This window comes from Massilia sp. NBRC 108631 (assembly GCF_059704565.1).
Genome location: NZ_BAAKJE010000245.1, coordinates 1 through 17,721, shown reverse-complemented (window position 1 = coordinate 17,721; position 17,721 = coordinate 1). Strand labels below are relative to the sequence as shown.

The 17,721-nt window shown below is 64.0% G+C and carries 17 protein-coding genes; 12 read left to right on the top strand and 5 right to left on the bottom strand.

The features are described 5' to 3' along the window. Positions 1–4: 4 nt before the first annotated feature. The 8 genes from AC6H42_RS26290 to AC6H42_RS26255 all read left to right on the top strand — a co-directional run bounded on the left by AC6H42_RS26290 (position 5) and on the right by AC6H42_RS26255 (position 6,612). A complete protein-coding gene (locus AC6H42_RS26290) occupies positions 5–1,003 on the top strand; it encodes a KpsF/GutQ family sugar-phosphate isomerase (protein WP_057158294.1) in 999 nt (332 codons plus the stop codon). Then, complete coding sequence (locus tag AC6H42_RS26285) at positions 1,003–1,542, top strand: KdsC family phosphatase (protein WP_057158293.1); 540 nt, start codon at positions 1,003–1,005, stop codon at positions 1,540–1,542. The genes AC6H42_RS26290 and AC6H42_RS26285 overlap by 1 nt, the downstream gene beginning before the upstream one ends. A gap of 27 nt (positions 1,543–1,569) precedes the next feature. Beyond that, a complete protein-coding gene (lptC, locus tag AC6H42_RS26280; RefSeq protein ID WP_057158292.1) occupies positions 1,570–2,163 on the top strand; it encodes an LPS export ABC transporter periplasmic protein LptC in 594 nt (197 codons plus the stop codon). 14 nt (positions 2,164–2,177) lie between these two features. After that, positions 2,178–2,756, top strand: coding sequence for a lipopolysaccharide transport periplasmic protein LptA (gene lptA / locus AC6H42_RS26275; protein ID WP_057158291.1), 579 nt, complete (start codon positions 2,178–2,180; stop codon positions 2,754–2,756). 2 nt (positions 2,757–2,758) lie between these two features. After that, complete coding sequence (gene lptB / locus AC6H42_RS26270) at positions 2,759–3,520, top strand: LPS export ABC transporter ATP-binding protein (protein ID WP_057158290.1); 762 nt, start codon at positions 2,759–2,761, stop codon at positions 3,518–3,520. Positions 3,521–3,527: 7 nt separating this feature from the next. After that, complete coding sequence (locus tag AC6H42_RS26265) at positions 3,528–5,018, top strand: RNA polymerase factor sigma-54 (RefSeq protein WP_057158289.1); 1,491 nt, start codon at positions 3,528–3,530, stop codon at positions 5,016–5,018. Positions 5,019–5,085: 67 nt separating this feature from the next. Continuing rightward, the gene (gene hpf / locus AC6H42_RS26260) at positions 5,086–5,442 is read left to right on the top strand and encodes a ribosome hibernation-promoting factor, HPF/YfiA family (protein ID WP_057158288.1); all 357 of its coding nucleotides are present in this window, start codon (positions 5,086–5,088) and stop codon (positions 5,440–5,442) included. Positions 5,443–5,535: 93 nt separating this feature from the next. Continuing rightward, positions 5,536–6,612, top strand: a complete 1,077-nt coding sequence (locus AC6H42_RS26255) for an enoyl-CoA hydratase/isomerase family protein (RefSeq protein WP_497549310.1) — start codon at positions 5,536–5,538, stop codon at positions 6,610–6,612. 46 nt (positions 6,613–6,658) lie between these two features. Here the strand turns inward: AC6H42_RS26255 and rapZ are convergent, their stop codons facing one another. The 4 genes from rapZ to queF form a co-directional block, all read right to left on the bottom strand. Next, entirely contained in the window at positions 6,659–7,522 is an 864-nt protein-coding gene (gene rapZ, locus AC6H42_RS26250) for an RNase adapter RapZ (RefSeq protein WP_057158286.1), read from the bottom strand. A gap of 104 nt (positions 7,523–7,626) precedes the next feature. Further along, complete coding sequence (hprK, locus tag AC6H42_RS26245) at positions 7,627–8,562, bottom strand: HPr(Ser) kinase/phosphatase (RefSeq protein ID WP_056404135.1); 936 nt, start codon at positions 8,560–8,562, stop codon at positions 7,627–7,629. Positions 8,563–8,616: 54 nt separating this feature from the next. After that, the gene (locus AC6H42_RS26240; protein WP_057158285.1) at positions 8,617–9,099 is read right to left on the bottom strand and encodes a PTS sugar transporter subunit IIA; all 483 of its coding nucleotides are present in this window, start codon (positions 9,097–9,099) and stop codon (positions 8,617–8,619) included. 351 nt (positions 9,100–9,450) lie between these two features. Beyond that, the gene (queF, locus tag AC6H42_RS26235; RefSeq protein WP_057158371.1) at positions 9,451–10,284 is read right to left on the bottom strand and encodes an NADPH-dependent 7-cyano-7-deazaguanine reductase QueF; all 834 of its coding nucleotides are present in this window, start codon (positions 10,282–10,284) and stop codon (positions 9,451–9,453) included. Between the two features lie 212 nt (positions 10,285–10,496). Between queF and AC6H42_RS26230 the strand changes: the two genes are divergently transcribed. Next, positions 10,497–10,826 (top strand): hypothetical protein, encoded by a 330-nt coding sequence (locus AC6H42_RS26230; protein WP_057158284.1) that lies wholly within the window; start codon positions 10,497–10,499, stop codon positions 10,824–10,826. Between the two features lie 41 nt (positions 10,827–10,867). Here AC6H42_RS26230 and ilvA read toward each other — a convergent pair whose 3' ends face one another. Continuing rightward, positions 10,868–12,403 (bottom strand): threonine ammonia-lyase, biosynthetic, encoded by a 1,536-nt coding sequence (ilvA, locus tag AC6H42_RS26225; RefSeq protein ID WP_057158283.1) that lies wholly within the window; start codon positions 12,401–12,403, stop codon positions 10,868–10,870. 148 nt (positions 12,404–12,551) lie between these two features. Here ilvA and AC6H42_RS26220 point away from each other — a divergent pair, with 148 nt between their 5' ends. The 3 genes from AC6H42_RS26220 to AC6H42_RS26210 all read left to right on the top strand — a co-directional run bounded on the left by AC6H42_RS26220 (position 12,552) and on the right by AC6H42_RS26210 (position 17,695). Beyond that, the gene (locus AC6H42_RS26220; protein ID WP_057158282.1) at positions 12,552–13,046 is read left to right on the top strand and encodes a YqaA family protein; all 495 of its coding nucleotides are present in this window, start codon (positions 12,552–12,554) and stop codon (positions 13,044–13,046) included. Between the two features lie 204 nt (positions 13,047–13,250). Then, positions 13,251–17,255, top strand: coding sequence for a DUF3683 domain-containing protein (locus AC6H42_RS26215; protein ID WP_057158281.1), 4,005 nt, complete (start codon positions 13,251–13,253; stop codon positions 17,253–17,255). Beyond that, positions 17,252–17,695 carry an HIT family protein gene (locus AC6H42_RS26210; RefSeq protein WP_057158280.1) on the top strand — a complete coding sequence of 148 codons (444 nt, stop codon included), beginning with the start codon at positions 17,252–17,254 and terminating at the stop codon, positions 17,693–17,695. Before AC6H42_RS26215 ends, AC6H42_RS26210 begins: the two co-directional genes overlap by 4 nt. The last annotated feature ends 26 nt before the right edge of the window (positions 17,696–17,721 follow it).

Genomic DNA, 17,721 nt, shown 5'->3' with positions numbered 1-17,721 from the left:
TCCCATGCTGAAAGCTTTTGACAACAACACGGCCGAACGCGCGCTGGCGCTGGCCCGAGAAACCCTGCAGATCGAGGCGGACGCCATTACCGCCATGCATGCGCGCCTGGCCACCGACGACAGCGTCGGCAAGGCGGTCGCGCTGCTGCTGAACTGCAAAGGCCGGGTCGTGGTGTCGGGCATCGGCAAATCCGGCCACATCGCGCGCAAGATCGCCGCCACGCTGGCCTCGACCGGTACCCCGGCCCTGTTCGTACACCCGGCCGAGGCGGCGCACGGCGACCTGGGCATGGTGACGGCGGAAGACGCCTTCATCGCCATCTCGTATTCCGGCGAAAGCGCGGAGCTGATGGCCATCCTGCCGGTGGTCAAGCGCATGGGCAGCACCCTTATTTCCATGACCGGCAAGCCCGGCTCCAGCCTGGCCAAGCTGGCCGACGTGCACCTGGACGTGTCGGTGGCCAAGGAGGCCTGCCCGATGAACCTGGCGCCCACCGCCAGCACCACCGTCACCCTGGCGCTGGGCGACGCGCTGGCCGTGGCGCTGCTGGACCTGCGCGGCTTCAAGGAAGAAGACTTCGCCCGCTCGCACCCGGGCGGCGCGCTGGGCCGCCGCCTGCTGACCCATGTGCGCGACGTGATGCGCAGCGGCGACGCGATTCCGTCCGTGGGCCTGGACACCCGCCTGCCGGACGCGCTGCTGGAAATCACCCAGAAGGGCATGGGCATGACCGCCATCGTCGATGCCGACAACCGCCCGGTGGGCGTGTTTACCGACGGCGACTTGCGCCGCATGATAGAAAAAGTGCAGGACTTTAGCAAGGTGATCATCCGCGACGTGATGCACGCCAATCCGCGCAGCATTTCGCCGGACAAGCTGGCGGTGGACGCGGTGGCCATCATGGAGCAGTTCCGCATCAATCAAATGCTGGTGGTGGACGCCGAGGGCAAGCTGGCCGGCGCGCTGCACATCCACGACCTGACGCGCGCCAAGGTGATCTGATGAACAAGGCCTACAATCTTGAAAATGTGGCACGCGCGGCCAACATCAAGCTGATGATCTTCGACGTGGACGGCGTGCTCACCGACGGCAGCCTGCATTACGGCCCGGACGGGGAAGTGATGAAGACTTTCAACGTGCACGACGGCCTGGGCATCAAGCTGCTGCAGGAGGCCGGCATCCTGACGGCCATCATCAGCGCGCGCCGCTCGCCGCAGGTGACGGCCCGCGCGCGCGACCTGGGCATCGAGTTCGTGCACCAGGGCGGCCACGACAAGCTGACCCCGTTCAACGACCTGCTGGCCAAGACCGGCCTGCAGGCCGGGCAGGTGTGCTTTATCGGCGACGACGTGGTGGACCTGACGATACTGAAGCGTGTCGGCTTCGCGGTGGGCGTGCCGAACGGCCGCGCCGATGTGCTGAGCCGGGTGCATCACGTGACCGAGGCCCACGGCGGGCGCGGGGCGGTGCGCGAGGTGTGCGAATTCGTGCTGCGCGCCACCGGCAATTACGATAAGGTCATGGCCCAGTTCCTGGTCTGAGAAGGTAGATGATGCGGAGATTTAACCATGCGTAAGCGTACTGCGCACCGCTGGCGCTTGAGCATCACCCTGGTGATCGCGGTGTTTGTTGCCTTTGGCACGTTCTGGCTGTTGCAGCTGCTGAACCGGGGCGAGGAAGACATGCTGGCCGACAAGCGCCTGAACGAGCCCGACTACATCATCGAGCAGTTCAGCGTGGTGCGCATGACCAAGGAAGGCAAGCCGAGCTACATCGTGTCGGGCGACAAGCTGGTGCACCGCCCGATCGACGACGCCTCGGAGATCGACAAGCCGATGGTGCGCAACTTGAGCAGCACCCATCCGCCGATGGACATGACGGCGGAGCGCGCCCGCGTGGACGAGAACAACACGCGCGTGCAGCTGAAGGGCAATGTGAAGATAGACCGCGCGGCCCAGGGCAAGAGCCCGGCCATGCAGATGACGACGCAGGCGCTCACCGTCTACCCGGACGAGGACCGCATGGAAACCGACCAGCCGGTGCAGATCGTGCAGGGCGGCGCCACGGCGACCGGCGCCGGCATGAAGGCGAACAACGCCACGCGCCAGGTGTCGCTGAATGGACGCGGCCGGATTGTGTATCCGCCGCCGCAAACTAAATAGTGAATGGACAGACGATGAAAAAACTCCTGATTTCGGCGCTGCTGCTGTGCGCGGCCGGACTGGTGCAGGCCGAGAAGGCCGACTCCACCAAGCCCACGCTGATCGACTATGACAACGCGGACGTCGACGACGTCAAGCAGATCAGCACCTTCACCGGCAATGTGGTGCTCACGCGCGGCACCTTGCTGATGAAGGCGGCCAAGGCGGTGGTGACCAAGGATCCGGAAGGCTACCAGTATGTCACCTTGACCAGCGCCGGCGGCAAGCCCACCACCTTCCGCCAGAAACGCGACGGCGAAGGCGACCAGTGGATGGAAGGCGAAGCCGAACGCATCGAGTACGACGGCAAGAACGAACTGGTGAAGCTGTTCTCGCGCGCCAAGGTGCGCCGCCTGGAAGGCAGCAAGCCGAGCGACGAGGTGGCCGGCGAATTCATTTCCTACGACAGCCGTCGCGAGCAGTTCAGCGTGCGCAACACCGTCAGCGGCGAAGGCAAGACCGGCGGCGGGCGCGGCACCATGGTGATCCAGCCGTCCACGCCCAAGCCAGCCGCCCCGGCCGTGCCGGCGCAGCAGCCGCCGGCGGGGAAATAACGATGGCTGAAGCAATCCCAAGCTGCACCAGCACCCTGGTGGTGCGCGGCCTGCAGAAAAGCTACGGCAAGCGCCAGGTGGTGCACGACGTGTCGCTGCAGGTGGAATGCGGCGAAGTGGTGGGCCTGCTGGGCCCGAACGGCGCCGGCAAGACCACCTCCTTCTACATGATCGTCGGCCTGGTGCCGTCGGACGCGGGCAGCATCGATATCGCCGGCGTGGACGTGTCGAGCATGCCGATCCACCAGCGCGCCACGCTCGGCTTGTCCTACCTGCCGCAGGAAGCGTCGGTGTTCCGCAAGCTGACGGTGGAGGACAACATCCGCGCCGTGCTGGAGATCCAGCGCGTAAACGGCAAGGCACTGAGCAAGGCCGAGATCGACGAGCGCCTGGACCGCCTGCTGGCCGACCTGCAAATCGAGAAACTGCGCGAGAACCAGGCGCTGTCGCTGTCGGGCGGCGAGCGCAGGCGCGTGGAAATCGCGCGCGCGCTGGCCACCAACCCGCGCTTCGTGCTGCTCGACGAACCGTTTGCCGGCGTCGATCCGATCGCCGTGATCGAGATCCAGCGCATCGTGCGCTTCCTCAAGGAGCGCGGCATCGGCGTGCTGATCACCGACCACAACGTGCGCGAGACGCTGGGCATCTGCGACCGCGCCTACATCATCAACCAGGGCAGCGTGCTGGCGTCCGGCCGTCCGGACGATATCATCGCCGACGAATCGGTGCGGCGCGTCTACCTCGGCGAACACTTCCGCATGTAAGCCCGCCATGAAACAGTCACTGCAACTCCGCACCTCTCAGCACCTGGCGCTGACGCCGCAACTGCAGCAGTCGATTCGACTGCTGCAGCTGTCCACGCTGGAGCTGCACCAGGAACTGGAGCAGTTGCTCGGCGAGAACCCCTTGCTGGAACGGCTGGACGACCCGCTGGACCGCTCGCTGCGGCTGCTGGGCGACGGCGCCATCAACCCGACCCAGTCCACCGGCGCGGACGCCTCGCCGGCCGAAGTGGGCGCACCGGCGCAGGACAGCGCACCGGCCGGCGAGGGCGATCCCTTCGAGGGCGCCAGCGGCGACGGCGACAGCGCCAGCGGCGCCGAGGCCGATACCGACTGGAGCGACGCCGGCCGCAGCAAGGCGCCGGACGACGAGGACTCGCGCCCGCAGCTCGAAGCGAGCCACTGCACCCTGCGCGAGCACCTGATGGAGCAGATGCGCGTGACCGTGCAGCAGCCGCGCGACCGCGTGCTGATGGAACTGATCATCGATGCGCTGGACGAAAACGGCTACCTCGAAGAGCCGCTGGAGGAAATCCATGCGCGCCTGCCGGAAGAGGCGGACGTGGAGCTCGAGGAACTGCAGACGGCGCTCACGCTGCTGCAAAGTTTCGACCCTATCGGCGTGGGCGCGCGCAGCGCGTCCGAGTGCCTGGCGCTGCAGATCAAGCGCATGCCCGGGGTGCCGCTGGTGACGCGCCGCATGGCCATCTGCATCGTGGAAAAGCACCTGGCCTGGTTCGCGCAGCGCGAATTCAACAAGCTGAAAAAAGCCCTCGACTGCGACGACGAAGACCTGCGCGAAGCGCAGGCGGTGATCCGCCAGTGCAATCCGCATCCGGGCGCCGAGTTCGCCTCCGACGTATCCGACTACGTGGTGCCGGACGTGATCGTGAAGAAGGCGCGCAACGGCTGGCAGGTCACGTTGAACAACGACGTGATGCCGCGCCTGCGCGTGAACGCGCTGTACGCCAACATGCTCAAGCAGGGCAAGGGCGAGTCGGCCATGGGCGCGCAGCTGCAGGAAGCCAAGTGGCTGATCAAGAATATGCGCCAGCGTTTCGACACCATTTTGCGCGTGGCGCAGGCGATAGTAGAAAGACAAAAGAACTTTTTCAGCCATGGCGCCGTTGCCATGAGACCCCTTGTGTTGCGTGAAATTGCTGATACACTGGGACTACACGAGAGCACTATTTCTCGCGTAACAACTCAGAAATACATGCTGACTCCGCATGGGATGTTTGAGTTGAAATATTTCTTTGGCAGTCACGTCGCCACCGAAGCAGGAGGAGAAGCATCCTCGACGGCGATACGGGCGCTGATTGTGCAATTGACAGGAGCTGAAGACCCGAAAAATCCTTTATCCGACAGTAAGATTGCGGACATGCTGGGTGAACAGGGCATGGTAATTGCGCGACGGACTGTTGCCAAATATCGCGAAGCCTTGAAAATCCCTCCGGTAAGTCTGCGTAAAGCTTTGTAGTTTTACTTGGGTTCCCCTGCGCGCCAAAAACACCAAAGCGTACGAACCCTTATCTTTAGGAGTGTGTATGAATCTCACCATCAGTGGACATCATCTCGAAGTGACCCCCGCCATCCGTGAATACGTGCAGAACAAGCTGGAACGGGTCAAGCGCCATTTCGATCAAGTTATTGATATTGCTGTCATCCTGACTGTAGATAACCTCACCGAGAAAGACAAAAGGCAGAAGGCCGAGATCAACCTGCGAATGTCCGGCAAGACTGTGTACGTGGAAAGCCTGTCGCAAGACCTGTATGCTGCCATCGATACGCTGATCGACAAACTGGACCGCCAAGTGATGAAGTACAAAGCCAAGGTGCAGGAGCATGGCCACGACGCCATCAAGCACCTCCCGGACACGTACGAACCTGCCCCGACCGCATAACGGGTCACCGGCACTCCCAACAAAGGGCGCATCTGGCGCCCTTTTTTGCGGCCGCGCTAAAATGGGGCTCTAACAATTCCAGAGACATCCAGCATGAGCGAGCACGTCCTTACCCAGGTTGCCAACGGCACCGGCTTCATCACCCTCGACCGCCCCAAGGCGCTCAATTCCCTGTCCCTCGATATGGTGCGCAGCCTGACCGCCGTGCTGCTGGACTGGCGCGGCGACAGCAGCGTCGCCGCCGTGGTGATCCGCAGCAGCAGCGCAAAGGCCCTGTGCGCCGGCGGCGACATCCGCTTCTTCCACGAGGTGGGCAACGCCACGCCGCAGGGCGGCAGCGCGCTGCTGGAGGACTTCTTCACCGAGGAGTACGCGCTCAACCACCTGATCCACTATTACCCTAAACCGTATATCGCGTTAATGGACGGCGTGGTGATGGGCGGCGGCATGGGCATTGCGCAGGGCGGTCCGGGCTGCCGCGTGCGCATCGTCACGGACCGCACGAAGATGGCCATGCCGGAAGTGAATATCGGCCTGTTCCCGGACGTGGGCGGCAGCCATTTCCTGTCGCGCGCGCCGGGCAGCCTGGGGCGCTACCTGGGCCTGACCGGGCTGACCGTGGGCGCGGCCGACGCGCTGTACGTGGGCCTGGCGGACCATTATGTGCCGGCCGATGCCTGGGACGCGCTGCGCGACCTGCTGGAGGCGGTGCCGGGCGCCGAACTGCCGCAAGCAATCGATGCTTTCGCGGCGCCGTTCCATGCCGGCGCCGGCGTGCTGGAAGCTGAGCGTGCCACCATCGAGCGGCACTTCGCGGCCGGCAGCGTGGCGGCCATCATGGCTTCGCTGGCGGCCGACGATGGCGTGTTCGCGCAGGCGGCGCTCAAAGCCATGCAAAGCCGTTCGCCGCTGATGATGTGCGTGACGCTGGAACTATTGAACCGCGGCGCGGCGCTGGACGTGGCGGACTGCCTGCGCATGGAGCGCAACCTGGTGCGGCGCAATTTCGAACATGGCGAAGTGCTGGAAGGCGTGCGCGCGCTGGTGATCGACAAGGACAACGCGCCCAAGTGGTCGCCCGCAACGGTGGCGCAAGTAACGCCCGGGATGGTGGCAGGATTCTTCGCACCGCCGTGGCCGGCGCACGCGCATCCGCTGCGCCACCTGTGATGGCACGCGGTCTGCGCAGGGCGGGGTAGCGAAGCGTAACCCGCCGTTACGACTGTTCCCGATGGCGCAAGACAACTTGCTCCGTCGGGTGGAAGTGCCGGGCCAGGCGTTCGGCCATGTACACCGAGCGGTGCTGGCCGCCGGTGCAGCCCACCGCCACCGTCAGGTAGCTGCGGTTGTCGGTCTTGAACGACGGCAGCCATTTGCTGACGAAATCGCGGATGTCCTTGAACATCTCCTCCGCGCTGGGCTGCGCGTCCAGGAAGGCGATCACCGGCGCGTCGCGTCCCGTCATCGGGCGCAGGGCCAGGTCGTAATAGGGATTGGGAATGGCCCGCACGTCGAACACGAAGTCCGCGTCCAGCGGCACCCCCACCTTGAAGGCGAACGATTCGAAGAACAGCGTCAGCGGCGCATTCTCGCTTTGTACCAGGTCCTTGATCCAGGCGCGCAGCTTGTTGGCGCTCAGCTCCGAGGTGTCGATCACGTGGCCGAGCTGCTCGATGGCCGACAGCCGCTCGCGCTCTTCGGAAATGCACTCGATCAGGGTGCGGCGCGCGGCCGGATTCTGGCCCGGCTTCAGCTCGTGCGACAGCGGATGGCTGCGGCGCGTTTCCGAGAAGCGCGCCACCAGCGAATGGGTATTCGCCGTCAGGTACATGATCTTGACGTCGTGGCCCTGCTGGCGCAAGGCCTGCACGGCGTCCGGCAGGTTGACCAGCGACTCGGCGCTGCGCGCGTCGACCGCCACGGCCAGCGCCTGCGTGCCTTCGTCGGTCAGCTGCGACACCAGTTGCGACAGCAAGGCCGGCGGCAAATTGTCCACGCAATAATAGCCCGTGTCCTCAAGGACATTCAGGGCGACGGATTTTCCGGAGCCGGATATACCGGTGATGAGAACGATACGCATAGCTAAAGATAATACATCAAGACTACGCGATAGGTGCGCTGGCGAACAAATCCCCGCGCGAGTGCTGCGCCTGCGGAACGGATGGACCGTGCAAGGTCCAGCTCCTAGTCGCCACTCATGGCTTGCCGTTGCCGCTCCATGAACTCCTGCAGCGTATCGATGCCGCGCAGTTGCAGGATGGTGTTGCGCACGGCCGCTTCCAGCAGCACCGCGATGTTGCGGCCGGCCGCCACCGGGATCACCACCTTGCGGATCGGCAGGCCCAGCACGTCCTCGGTGGGGAACTGGAACGGCAGCCGCTCCACTTCCTCCTCCAGCGCCGAACGCCGCACCAGGTGCACGATCAGCTTCAGGCGCATCTTGCGGCGCACCGCCGTCTCGCCGAAGATGGCCTTGATGTCCAGCAGTCCCAGCCCGCGCACTTCCAGCAGGTTTTGCAGCAGGGCAGGGCAGCGGCCCTCTATCATATTGGGCGCAATGCGCGCGAACTCCACCGCATCGTCGGCCACCAGGCCGTGCGAGCGCGAAATCAGCTCCAGCCCCAGCTCCGACTTGCCCAGGCCCGAATCGCCGGTAATCAGCACGCCCACGCCCAGCACGTCCATGAACACGCCGTGCATGATGATGCGCTGCGCCAGCTTTTTCGACAGGTACACGCGCAAGAAGTCAATCACCTGCGCCGCCGGCAGCGGCGTGGAAAACAGCGGGATGTTCTTTTCGTCGCAGATGGCGAGGATATCGGGTGGCGTTTCCAGCCCTTGCGCGATGATCAGCGCGGGCGGCCCGCCAGCGATGAGCTCGCTGATGACGTGCGCGCGCGTGAGCGACTTGAGGCGCTGGTAGTAATTGATTTCCTGGTGCCCGAACACCTGGATGCGGCCCGGGTGGATGGTGTTCAAGTGGCCGACCTGGTCGGCCGCCGAGGCCACATCGCCCGAAATCAGGCGCTCGCCGCCGGGAAAGCCGGCGAACCAGCCGAGCTGCAACGTTTCACGATTATCGTCGTACAGGCGTTGTATCGTCAGGGGCGTTTGCAGCATGGCATCTCAGTTCAGGAATGGCGGATGCCCTAGTTTAACTGCTTTTAGCGTGCTCTAGCCTGCAGCTTGCAAGCTAGGCTGCCAATTGACGATGCGGCTGTGTACCGATTGCGGGTCCGGGTCGGTGGCCAGCGCGTTGCGGAAGCCGTCGTCCGAGAACATTTCTGCAATCTCCGACAGGATTTCCAGGTGCTGCTGCGTCACATGGTCCGGGATCAACAGGAAGAACAGCAGGCTGACCGGCTTGCCATCCGGCGATTCGAACGGGATAGGCTCGGCCAGGCGCACGAACGCCGCCAGCGGCGACTTCAGGCTCTTCATGCCCTTGATGCGCCCGTGCGGCACGGCGACGCCGTGGCCCAGGCCGGTGGAGCCCAGGCGCTCGCGCGCGAACAGGTTGTCCGACACGGTGGAGCGGGCGATGCCGCAGTTGTTCTCAAAAATCAGGCCGGCTTGCTCGAAAGCGCGCTTCTTGCTGGAAACCTCCAGATCGAGCTGGACGTTTTCGAGGGATAGGATTTTGCTCAGGTTGTTCATAACGCGACGTGGAATGGTGCAGCGCACAAATGGGGCTTGCGAGCAGAATTATAGGCTTGTTTTTTTGCCGTGTAACTTGAATTCGCTTGCGCCATGGCTGGCTCCGCAATCCGCCGCAGTCCGCTGGGGGCAGGCCGTAGCGTTGTTAAATAAGCACTGGCAGAGATATTAGCTATTTCCGCGTCAAATACAAGACAAATGCCAGTTTTTTGTCAGGGACCAGGCGGATTCACCGATTTTTGAATGTCTTTTTCCAGCATCGGCTGCAGCTTTGAAAACCGCAACCTTTATTGATTCATTGTAAGACAAATTCGCCCCGCGTGTAACCCAATTCGACCGGGCGCGCAGACCTTACTGCCGGGCATTGCGCAGGTTGGACGGCTTGATGCCGGTGCTATAGTTGGCGCGCCAGGGATTGATGTCCAGGCCGCCGCGCCGCGTATACCGTGCATATACGGCCAACTGGGTCGGTTTGCAATGGCGCAGGATGTCGGTAAAGATGCGTTCCACGCATTGCTCGTGGAATTCGTTGTGCTCGCGGAAACCGATGAGGTAGCGCAGCAGGCTTTCCTGGTCGATTTGCGGCCCGGCGTAGCTGATCTGCACGCTGCCCCAGTCCGGCTGGCCGGTGACCAGGCAGTTCGATTTGAGCAGGTGGGAAATGAATACTTCCTCCACCGGCAAGTCGTCGAAGTTGGCCTTCAGTACTTGCGGCTGCGGCGCGTAGTTGTCCACGTCGATGTCCAGGCGGTCCAGCAGCAGGCCTTCCAGCTCGCCCATTTCCAGCTTGGCGAAATCTTCCTGCAAGGTGATGACCACGTGCACGCTGGCGCCGGCCGCGGCCGACAGGTCCTGCACCATCAAGGAACGCAGTGCTTCCTCGTTGGCCAGGCGGGTCTGGTTGAAGGAGTTCAGGTAGAGCTTGAAGGACTTCGATTCGATGATGTTGGGCGAATCGGCCGGGAAGGTGATCTTGGCCACGGCCACCTGCGGCTTGCCGCGCATGTTCAGCCACGACAGTTCGTAGGCGTTCCAGATGTCCACGCCGAAGAAGGGCAGCGTGCCCTGCAGGCCCAGTTCATCGCGTTTGCCCTGGCGCGGGATGGGGAACAGCAGTTCCGGCGCGTAATCGGTGCGGTAGGCGGAGTTTTTGCCCAGCGGGGACAGGTCGGCGGTATTGGTCATGATGGCAATGATGAAGGTGAGGCGGAGCGCGAAGCGTGCATGGTAGCGCAAATGCGGCGCGGCGGCAGCAGCGCGCAGAGATGGCCGATATGGCATTGCGCCTGCACTGGCGCTGGGCGCCGTCCTACAGGTCGCTATCGGCGCGTCCTATGGGCGGACGCGGCAAGGCGGCTTACAGTCATGGCCAACAACACCAACTACAGGAGCACCGCATGAAACACAAAATCAACGCACTGATCTGCGCGTCCGCCATTGCGGCGTTCACCATCGCCGGCTGCAAGGACCGCGAACCGGATGTGCCTTCGCCCACCGTGGCGGCGGATGCGCGCATGGCGCCGGCCACGCCGGCGCCACCTCCGGTTTCTTCCGCGCTGCCGGGCGCGCCGGTGGATGCCAGCGGCGCTTCAGGCACGGCCGGCAGCGCGGGCTCGGGCTCCGAAACCGTGACCGACAAGGCGCCCGCGACACCCAGCGGCCAGACCGCCGGCACCGGCAGCGGCAACGTCGGCAACCGGGGCAAACCGCACAACTATGACCGCTGAACAGTGAGCCTGGTTGCCGAGCCGGGATGTTGAGCGTGGCGCTAGCCCAGGAACAGCTTGTAGACCGGGTTCTGCGACTCGTCCCAGTAACGGTAGCCAAGCTTGGCCAGGAACTGGGTGAACTCGTCCATCTCGTCCGGCGGCACCTGCAGGCCGATCAGGATGCGGCCCACGTCGCCGCCTTGCGAGCGGTAGTGGCACAGCGAGATGTTCCAGTTCGGCGCCATCGAATCGAGGAAGCGCATCAGCGCGCCCGGACGCTCGGGGAACTCGAAGCGGTACAGCAGCTCGTCCTTGGCCAGGGCGCTCTTGCCGCCCACCAGGTGGCGCAAGTGCGACTTGGCCAGTTCATCGTGCGTCAGGTCCAGCGTCTTGAAGTCGGCTGCCTCGAAGCTGCGCGCCACCGTGCCCGATTCGCCCCGGTCCGACACCTGCACGCCGACGAACACGTGCGCTTCCTTCTCGTCGCTGATGCGGTAGTTGAACTCGGTCACATTGCGCGGACCGACCAGCGCGCAGAAGCGCTTGAAGCTGCCGCGCTGCTCCGGCAGGGTCACCGCGAACACCGCCTCGCGCGACTCGCCCAGCTCGGCGCGTTCGGCCACGAAGCGCAGCCGGTCGAAGTTCATGTTGGCGCCGCTGGCGATGGTGATCAGGGTTTCGTTCTGGACCGGGTCCCTGGTCAGCGCCGCGCGTTCCACGTAAGCCTTGGCGCCGGCAATGGCCAGCGCGCCGGACGGCTCCAGGATGCTGCGCGTGTCGGTGAACACGTCCTTGATGGCCGCGCACACCGCGTCGGTGTCGACGATGACGATGTCGTCCACGTACAGCTGCGCCAGGCGGAAGGTTTCCTCGCCCACCAGGCGCACCGCGGTGCCGTCGGCGAACAGGCCCACGTCGGCCAGGGTCACGCGCTCGCCCGCCTTCAGGCTCTTGCCCATGGCGTCCGAGTCGAAGGTGTGCACGCCGATGATCTTGATGTCCGGCCGCACCTGCTTGACATAGGCCGCCACGCCGGCCAGCAGCCCGCCGCCGCCGATGGGCACGAAGATGGCGTGGATCGGGCCGGCGTGCTGGCGCAGGATCTCCATGCCGATGGTGCCCTGGCCGGCGATCACGTCCGGGTCGTCGAAGGGATGGACGAAGGTCAGGTTCTGTTCTTTTTCCAGCGTCAGCGCGTGGTTGTAGGCGTCCGTGTACGACTCGCCGTGCAGGATCACTTCCACGCCGGGACCGCCGCGCGTGCGCACCGCGTCGACCTTCACCTGGGGCGTGGTGGTCGGCATCACGATCACGGCGCGGCAGCCCATCTTGTTGGCCGAGAAGGCCAGGCCCTGGGCGTGGTTGCCGGCCGAGGCGCAGATCACGCCGCGCTTCAGCTGGCCGTCGCTCAGGTGCGCCATCTTGTTGTACGCGCCCCGAATCTTGAAACTGAACACGTCCTGCATGTCTTCGCGCTTGAAATAAATCCGGTTCTGGTAGCGCTGCGACAGGGTCGGCGCCAGCTCAAGCGGCGTTTCGTGGGCCACGTCGTAGACGCGGGCGGTCAGGATTTTCTTCAGGTAGTCGATAGTCATAGTCTGCATGGTTTAGTCTGGGACGGTGCCCTGGTGCGTAGTGCAAGGACATGCTTTTCAACGGCGGGTAACCGGGAAGGGGCGGGCGCTAAACGGCGTACTGTTGTGTAGTACCTCACGCGCCATGCCGACTCATTATAATGGCAAGATGATTGAATCCACCATCCAGTGGCTGCTGGAGCAGCTGTCCGCACCGGAAGTCGGCCTGACTTCGGTCTTCTTCGTCAGCTTTGTTTCCGCCACCCTGGTGCCCATGGGCTCCGAGCCCATGGTGTTTGCCACCATCAAGGCCAACCCCGAACTGTTCTGGCCCGCCATTGCCGTGGCCACCCTGGGCAATACGCTGGGCGGCGCGGTCGACTACTGGATCGGCTACCGCGCCAAGGTGGCCTTTGCCAAGGAACGCGAAAGCCGCTGGTTCCGCTGGCTGGCCCGCTATGGCGCCAAGACCATGCTGCTGTCCTGGGTGCCCGGCATCGGCGATCCGCTGTGCACGCTGGGCGGCTGGCTCAAGCTGCCGTTCTGGCCGGCCATCGGCTATATGGCCATAGGCAAGTGCGCGCGCTACCTCACCATGACCACCCTGTTGCTGTATGTGCCGGACGGCGTGTGGAAAACCATTGCCACTGCGCTGGGCGGATGAATTTGGCTTAGGCGCCTTTTCATCGCACAAAAAATGGTAAAAACGCGTTGAATGGCAGGAAATTGTTTGGAAAAGGCCATTTTTCGAATTTTTGTCGGCTGTTTGACGTTTGCGTAACCCTTTGCGGCCTAAGGCTGTTGGGGCGTGGTGCAGCGCAATAAGATAGAATGTCCTTCCTTAGGGTCAGTCCGCAGCACATCCAACATGAACGCCCCAGCACAAATCCAAGCTCTCCTCGCCGAAACGCCAAACGGTCCCGCAGCCACGCGCCTGCGCGAAATCCCCTATAACTACACGTCGTTTTCCGATCGCGAGATCGTCATCCGGCTGCTGGGAGAGGACTCTTGGCGCGTGCTCGACGAACTGCGCAGCGCGCGCCAGACCGGCCGCTCGGCGCGCATGCTGTACGAGGTGCTGGGCGATATCTGGGCCGTGCGCCGCAATCCCTATCTGCAGGACGACCTGCTGGATAACCCGAAGCGGCGCCAGGAACTGATCGACGCGCTGCATCACCGTCTGGCCGAAGTGGACAAACGCCGCGTCTCCGTGGACGGCGCCGAAGCCGACCAGACCCGCAGCCGCAACGTGGAACAGCTGCTGAAGGCAGCCAGCGGCGCCGTGGAAGCGTTCGGCGAGGAATTCCGCCAGACCTACGACCTGCGCAAGCGCACCACCAAGGTGCTGGGCCGCTACACCGAGAAGCACAACATCTGCTTCGACGGCATGAAGCGCATCTCGCACGTGACCGACGCCACCGACTGGCGCGTCGAATACCCGTTCGTGGTGCTGACGCCGGATACCGAAGACGAGATGGCCGGCCTGGTGAAAGGCTGCATCGAGCTGGGGCTGACCATCATCCCGCGCGGCGGCGGCACCGGCTACACCGGCGGCGCCATTCCGCTCACGCCGCTGTCGGCAGTCATCAATACCGAAAAGCTGCTCGACCTGGGCAAGGTCGAGATGAAGGTGCTGCCCGGCCTGGACAAGGAATACGCCACCATCTACTCGGGCGCCGGCGTCATCACCAACAAAGTGTCCGAAGCGGCCGAGAAGGCCGGCTTCGTGTTCGCGGTGGACCCGACCTCGGCGCACGCCTCCTGCATCGGCGGCAATATCGCCATGAACGCGGGCGGCAAGAAAGCCGTGCTGTGGGGCACCGCGCTGGACAACCTGGCCTCGTGGAAGATGGTCGACCCGAACGGCGACTGGCTGGAAGTCACGCGCCTGGACCACAACCTGTCCAAGATCCACGACACGCCGCTGGCGCGCTTCAAGCTGGAATGGACCCACCCGAACGCGCGCGGCGAGTCGAAAGGCGAGCCGTTCAAGACCGAGATCCTGGAGATCGCCGGCCGCGTATTCCGCAAGGAAGGCCTGGGCAAGGATGTGACCGACAAATTCCTGGCCGGCCTGCCGGGCATCCAGAAAGAGGGCTGCGACGGCTTGATCACGTCGGCGCGCTGGATCCTGCACAAGATGCCCAAGCACACCCGCACCGTGTGCCTGGAGTTCTTCGGCCAGGCGCGCGACGCGATTCCGTCCATCGTTGAAATCAAGGACTACCTGGACGGCCTGCCGGCCACCGGCGAAAAATTCGCCACGCTGCGCCTGGCCGGCTTGGAACACCTGGACGAGCGCTACCTGCGCGCGGTGGGCTACGCCACCAAATCGAAGCGCGGCGTGCTGCCGAAGATGGCGCTGTTCGGCGACATCGTCGGCGACGACGAGGACGCGGTGGCGATTGCCGCCTCGGAAGTGGTGCGCCTGGCCAACACCCGCGTGGGCGAAGGCTTCGTGGCCGTGAGCCCGGAAGCGCGCAAGAAATTCTGGCTGGACCGCGCCCGCACCGCCGCCATCGCCAAGCACACCAACGCCTTCAAGATCAATGAAGACGTGGTGATCCCGCTGAACCGCATGGGCGAGTACACCGACGGCATCGAGCGCATCAACGTCGAGCTGTCGATCACCAACAAGCTGGAACTGGCGGGCGAACTGCGCGCCTTCTTCGAGGCTGGCAATCTGCCGGTAGGGAAAAGCGACGACGCCTCCGACGACAAGGTGGGCGACGCCGAAATGCTGGGCGACCGCGCACAGCAGGCGCTGGCCCTGCTGGAGCAGGTGCAGCAGCGCTGGACCTTCACGCAGGACAATCTGGACCAGCCGCTGGCCGCCGTGCGCGAGCAACTGCGCGCACTGGGCCTGGGCGCGCTGGACGCGGCCTTCGACGAGCGCCTGGTGCGCCAGCCGGACGCCACCCTGTTCGACGTGGTGCAGGACCGCACCGTGCGCGTGAGCTGGAAGCAGGAAATCCGCGCCGTGCTGCGCCAGATCTTCAACGGCGCCGCCTTCAAGCTGATCCTGGACGAAGCGGCCGCCATCCACAAGCGCGTGCTGCGCGGGCGCGTGTTCGTGGCGCTGCACATGCACGCCGGCGACGGCAACGTGCACACCAACCTGCCGGTGAACTCGGACCATTACGAGATGCTGCAGCTGGCGCACAAGGCCGTGGCGCGCATCATGAAGCTGGCCCGTTCGCTGAACGGCGTAATTTCAGGCGAGCACGGCATCGGCATCACCAAGCTGGAGTTCCTGACCGAAGACGAAATCGTCAACTTCCGCGAGTACAAGCTGCGGGTGGATCCGGAAGGCCGCTTCAACAAGGGCAAGCTGCTCAACCTGCCGGGCATGGACGCCGACTTGTCGAACGCCTATACCCCGTCCTTCGGGCTGATGGGCCACGAATCGCTGATCATGCAGCAAAGCGACATCGGCGAAATCGCCAACAGCGTCAAGGACTGCCTGCGCTGCGGCAAATGCAAACCGGTGTGCTCGACCCACGTGCCGCGCGCCAACCTGCTGTACTCGCCGCGCGACAAGATCCTGGCGACGTCCTCGCTGATCGAAGCTTTCCTGTACGAAGAGCAGACCCGGCGCGGCATCTCCATCAAGCACTGGGAAGAATTCGAAGACGTGGCCGACCACTGCACGGTATGCCATAAATGCGTCACGCCCTGTCCGGTCAACATCGACTTCGGCGACGTGTCGATGAACATGCGCAACCTGCTGCGCAAGATGGACAAGCGCAGCTTCAATCCCGGCAAGGCGGCGGCCATGTTCTTCCTGAACGCCACCGACCCGACCACCATCAATACGGTGCGCCAGGGCATGGTAGGCGTGGCCTACAAGGCACAGCGGCTGGGCAACGATGTGCTGAAGAAGTTCGCCAAGAGCCAGACCAAGGCGCCGCCGCCGACCGTCGGCAAGCCGCCGATCAAAGAGCAGGTGATCCACTTCATCAACAAGAAGATGCCGGGCAACCTGCCGAAGAAGACCGCGCGCGCGCTGCTCGACATCGAAGACAACAAGATGATCCCCATCATCCGCGACCCGAAGAAAACCACGGCCGACACCGAAGCCGTGTTCTACTTCCCGGGCTGCGGTTCGGAGCGCCTGTTCTCGCAAGTGGGCCTGGCCACGCAGGCCATGCTGTGGGAAGTGGGGGTGCAGACCGTGCTGCCGCCTGGCTACCTGTGCTGCGGCTACCCGCAGCGCGGCGCCGGCGACTTCGACAAGGCCGACAAGATGGTGACGGACAACCGCGTGCTGTTCCATCGCATGGCCAACACCCTGAACTACCTGGACATCAAGACCGTGGTGGTATCGTGCGGCACCTGCTACGACCAGCTGGCGTCCTACGAGTTCGAGAAGATCTTCCCGGGCTGCCGCATCATGGACATCCATGAGTACCTGCTGGAGAAGAACGTCAAGCTGGAAAGCGTGACCGGCACCCGTTACATGTACCACGATCCTTGCCACTCGCCGATGAAGATGCAGGACCCGCTGAAAACGGTGAATTCGCTGATCACCACCGTGGACGCCACCAAGATCGAGAAGAACGACCGCTGCTGCGGCGACTCCGGCACCCTGATGGCGGCGCGTCCGGACATTTCGACCCAGGTGCGCTTCCGCAAGGAAGAGGAAATGGTCAAGGGCGCCGACAAGCTGCGCGCCGACGGCTTCACCGGCGAGGTGAAGGTGCTGACCAGCTGCCCGGCCTGTCTGGGCGGCGTATCGCGCTACAGCGAAGACGCGGGCACCACGGCCGACTACATTGTGGTGGAAATCGCCAAGCACCTGCTGGGCGAGAACTGGATGCCGGACTACGTGGCCAAGGCCAACAACGGCGGCATCGAGCGGGTGCTGGTATGACGCAGGCGGCGCGCCCCTGCGACTTGTGCACGCTGCTGGCCGCGCCGTCCGACGCGCTGGTCTGGCATGACGACAAGCTCAGCGTGGTGCTGGTGAACGAGGCCAGTTATCCTGGCTTCGTACGCGTGGTGTGGAACCGGCACGTCAAGGAAATGACGGATTTGGCGCCGGCCGACCGCATGCACGTGATGAACGCCGTGTGGCAGGTGGAGGCGGCGGTGCGCGAGGTGATGGCGCCGGAAAAGGTCAACCTGGCCAGTTTCGGCAACATGACGCCGCATGTGCACTGGCACGTGATCCCGCGCTACACGGACGACGTGCACTTCCCGAACCCCACCTGGGGCGAGGCGCAGCGCGCGCCGGATCCGGCCGCGCTGGCCGCGCGCAGCGCGTTGCTGGTACAGTTACGTGCATCCATCATCGCGAAACTGTCATCATGAAACAACCCACCGGCCTCACCGTCCAC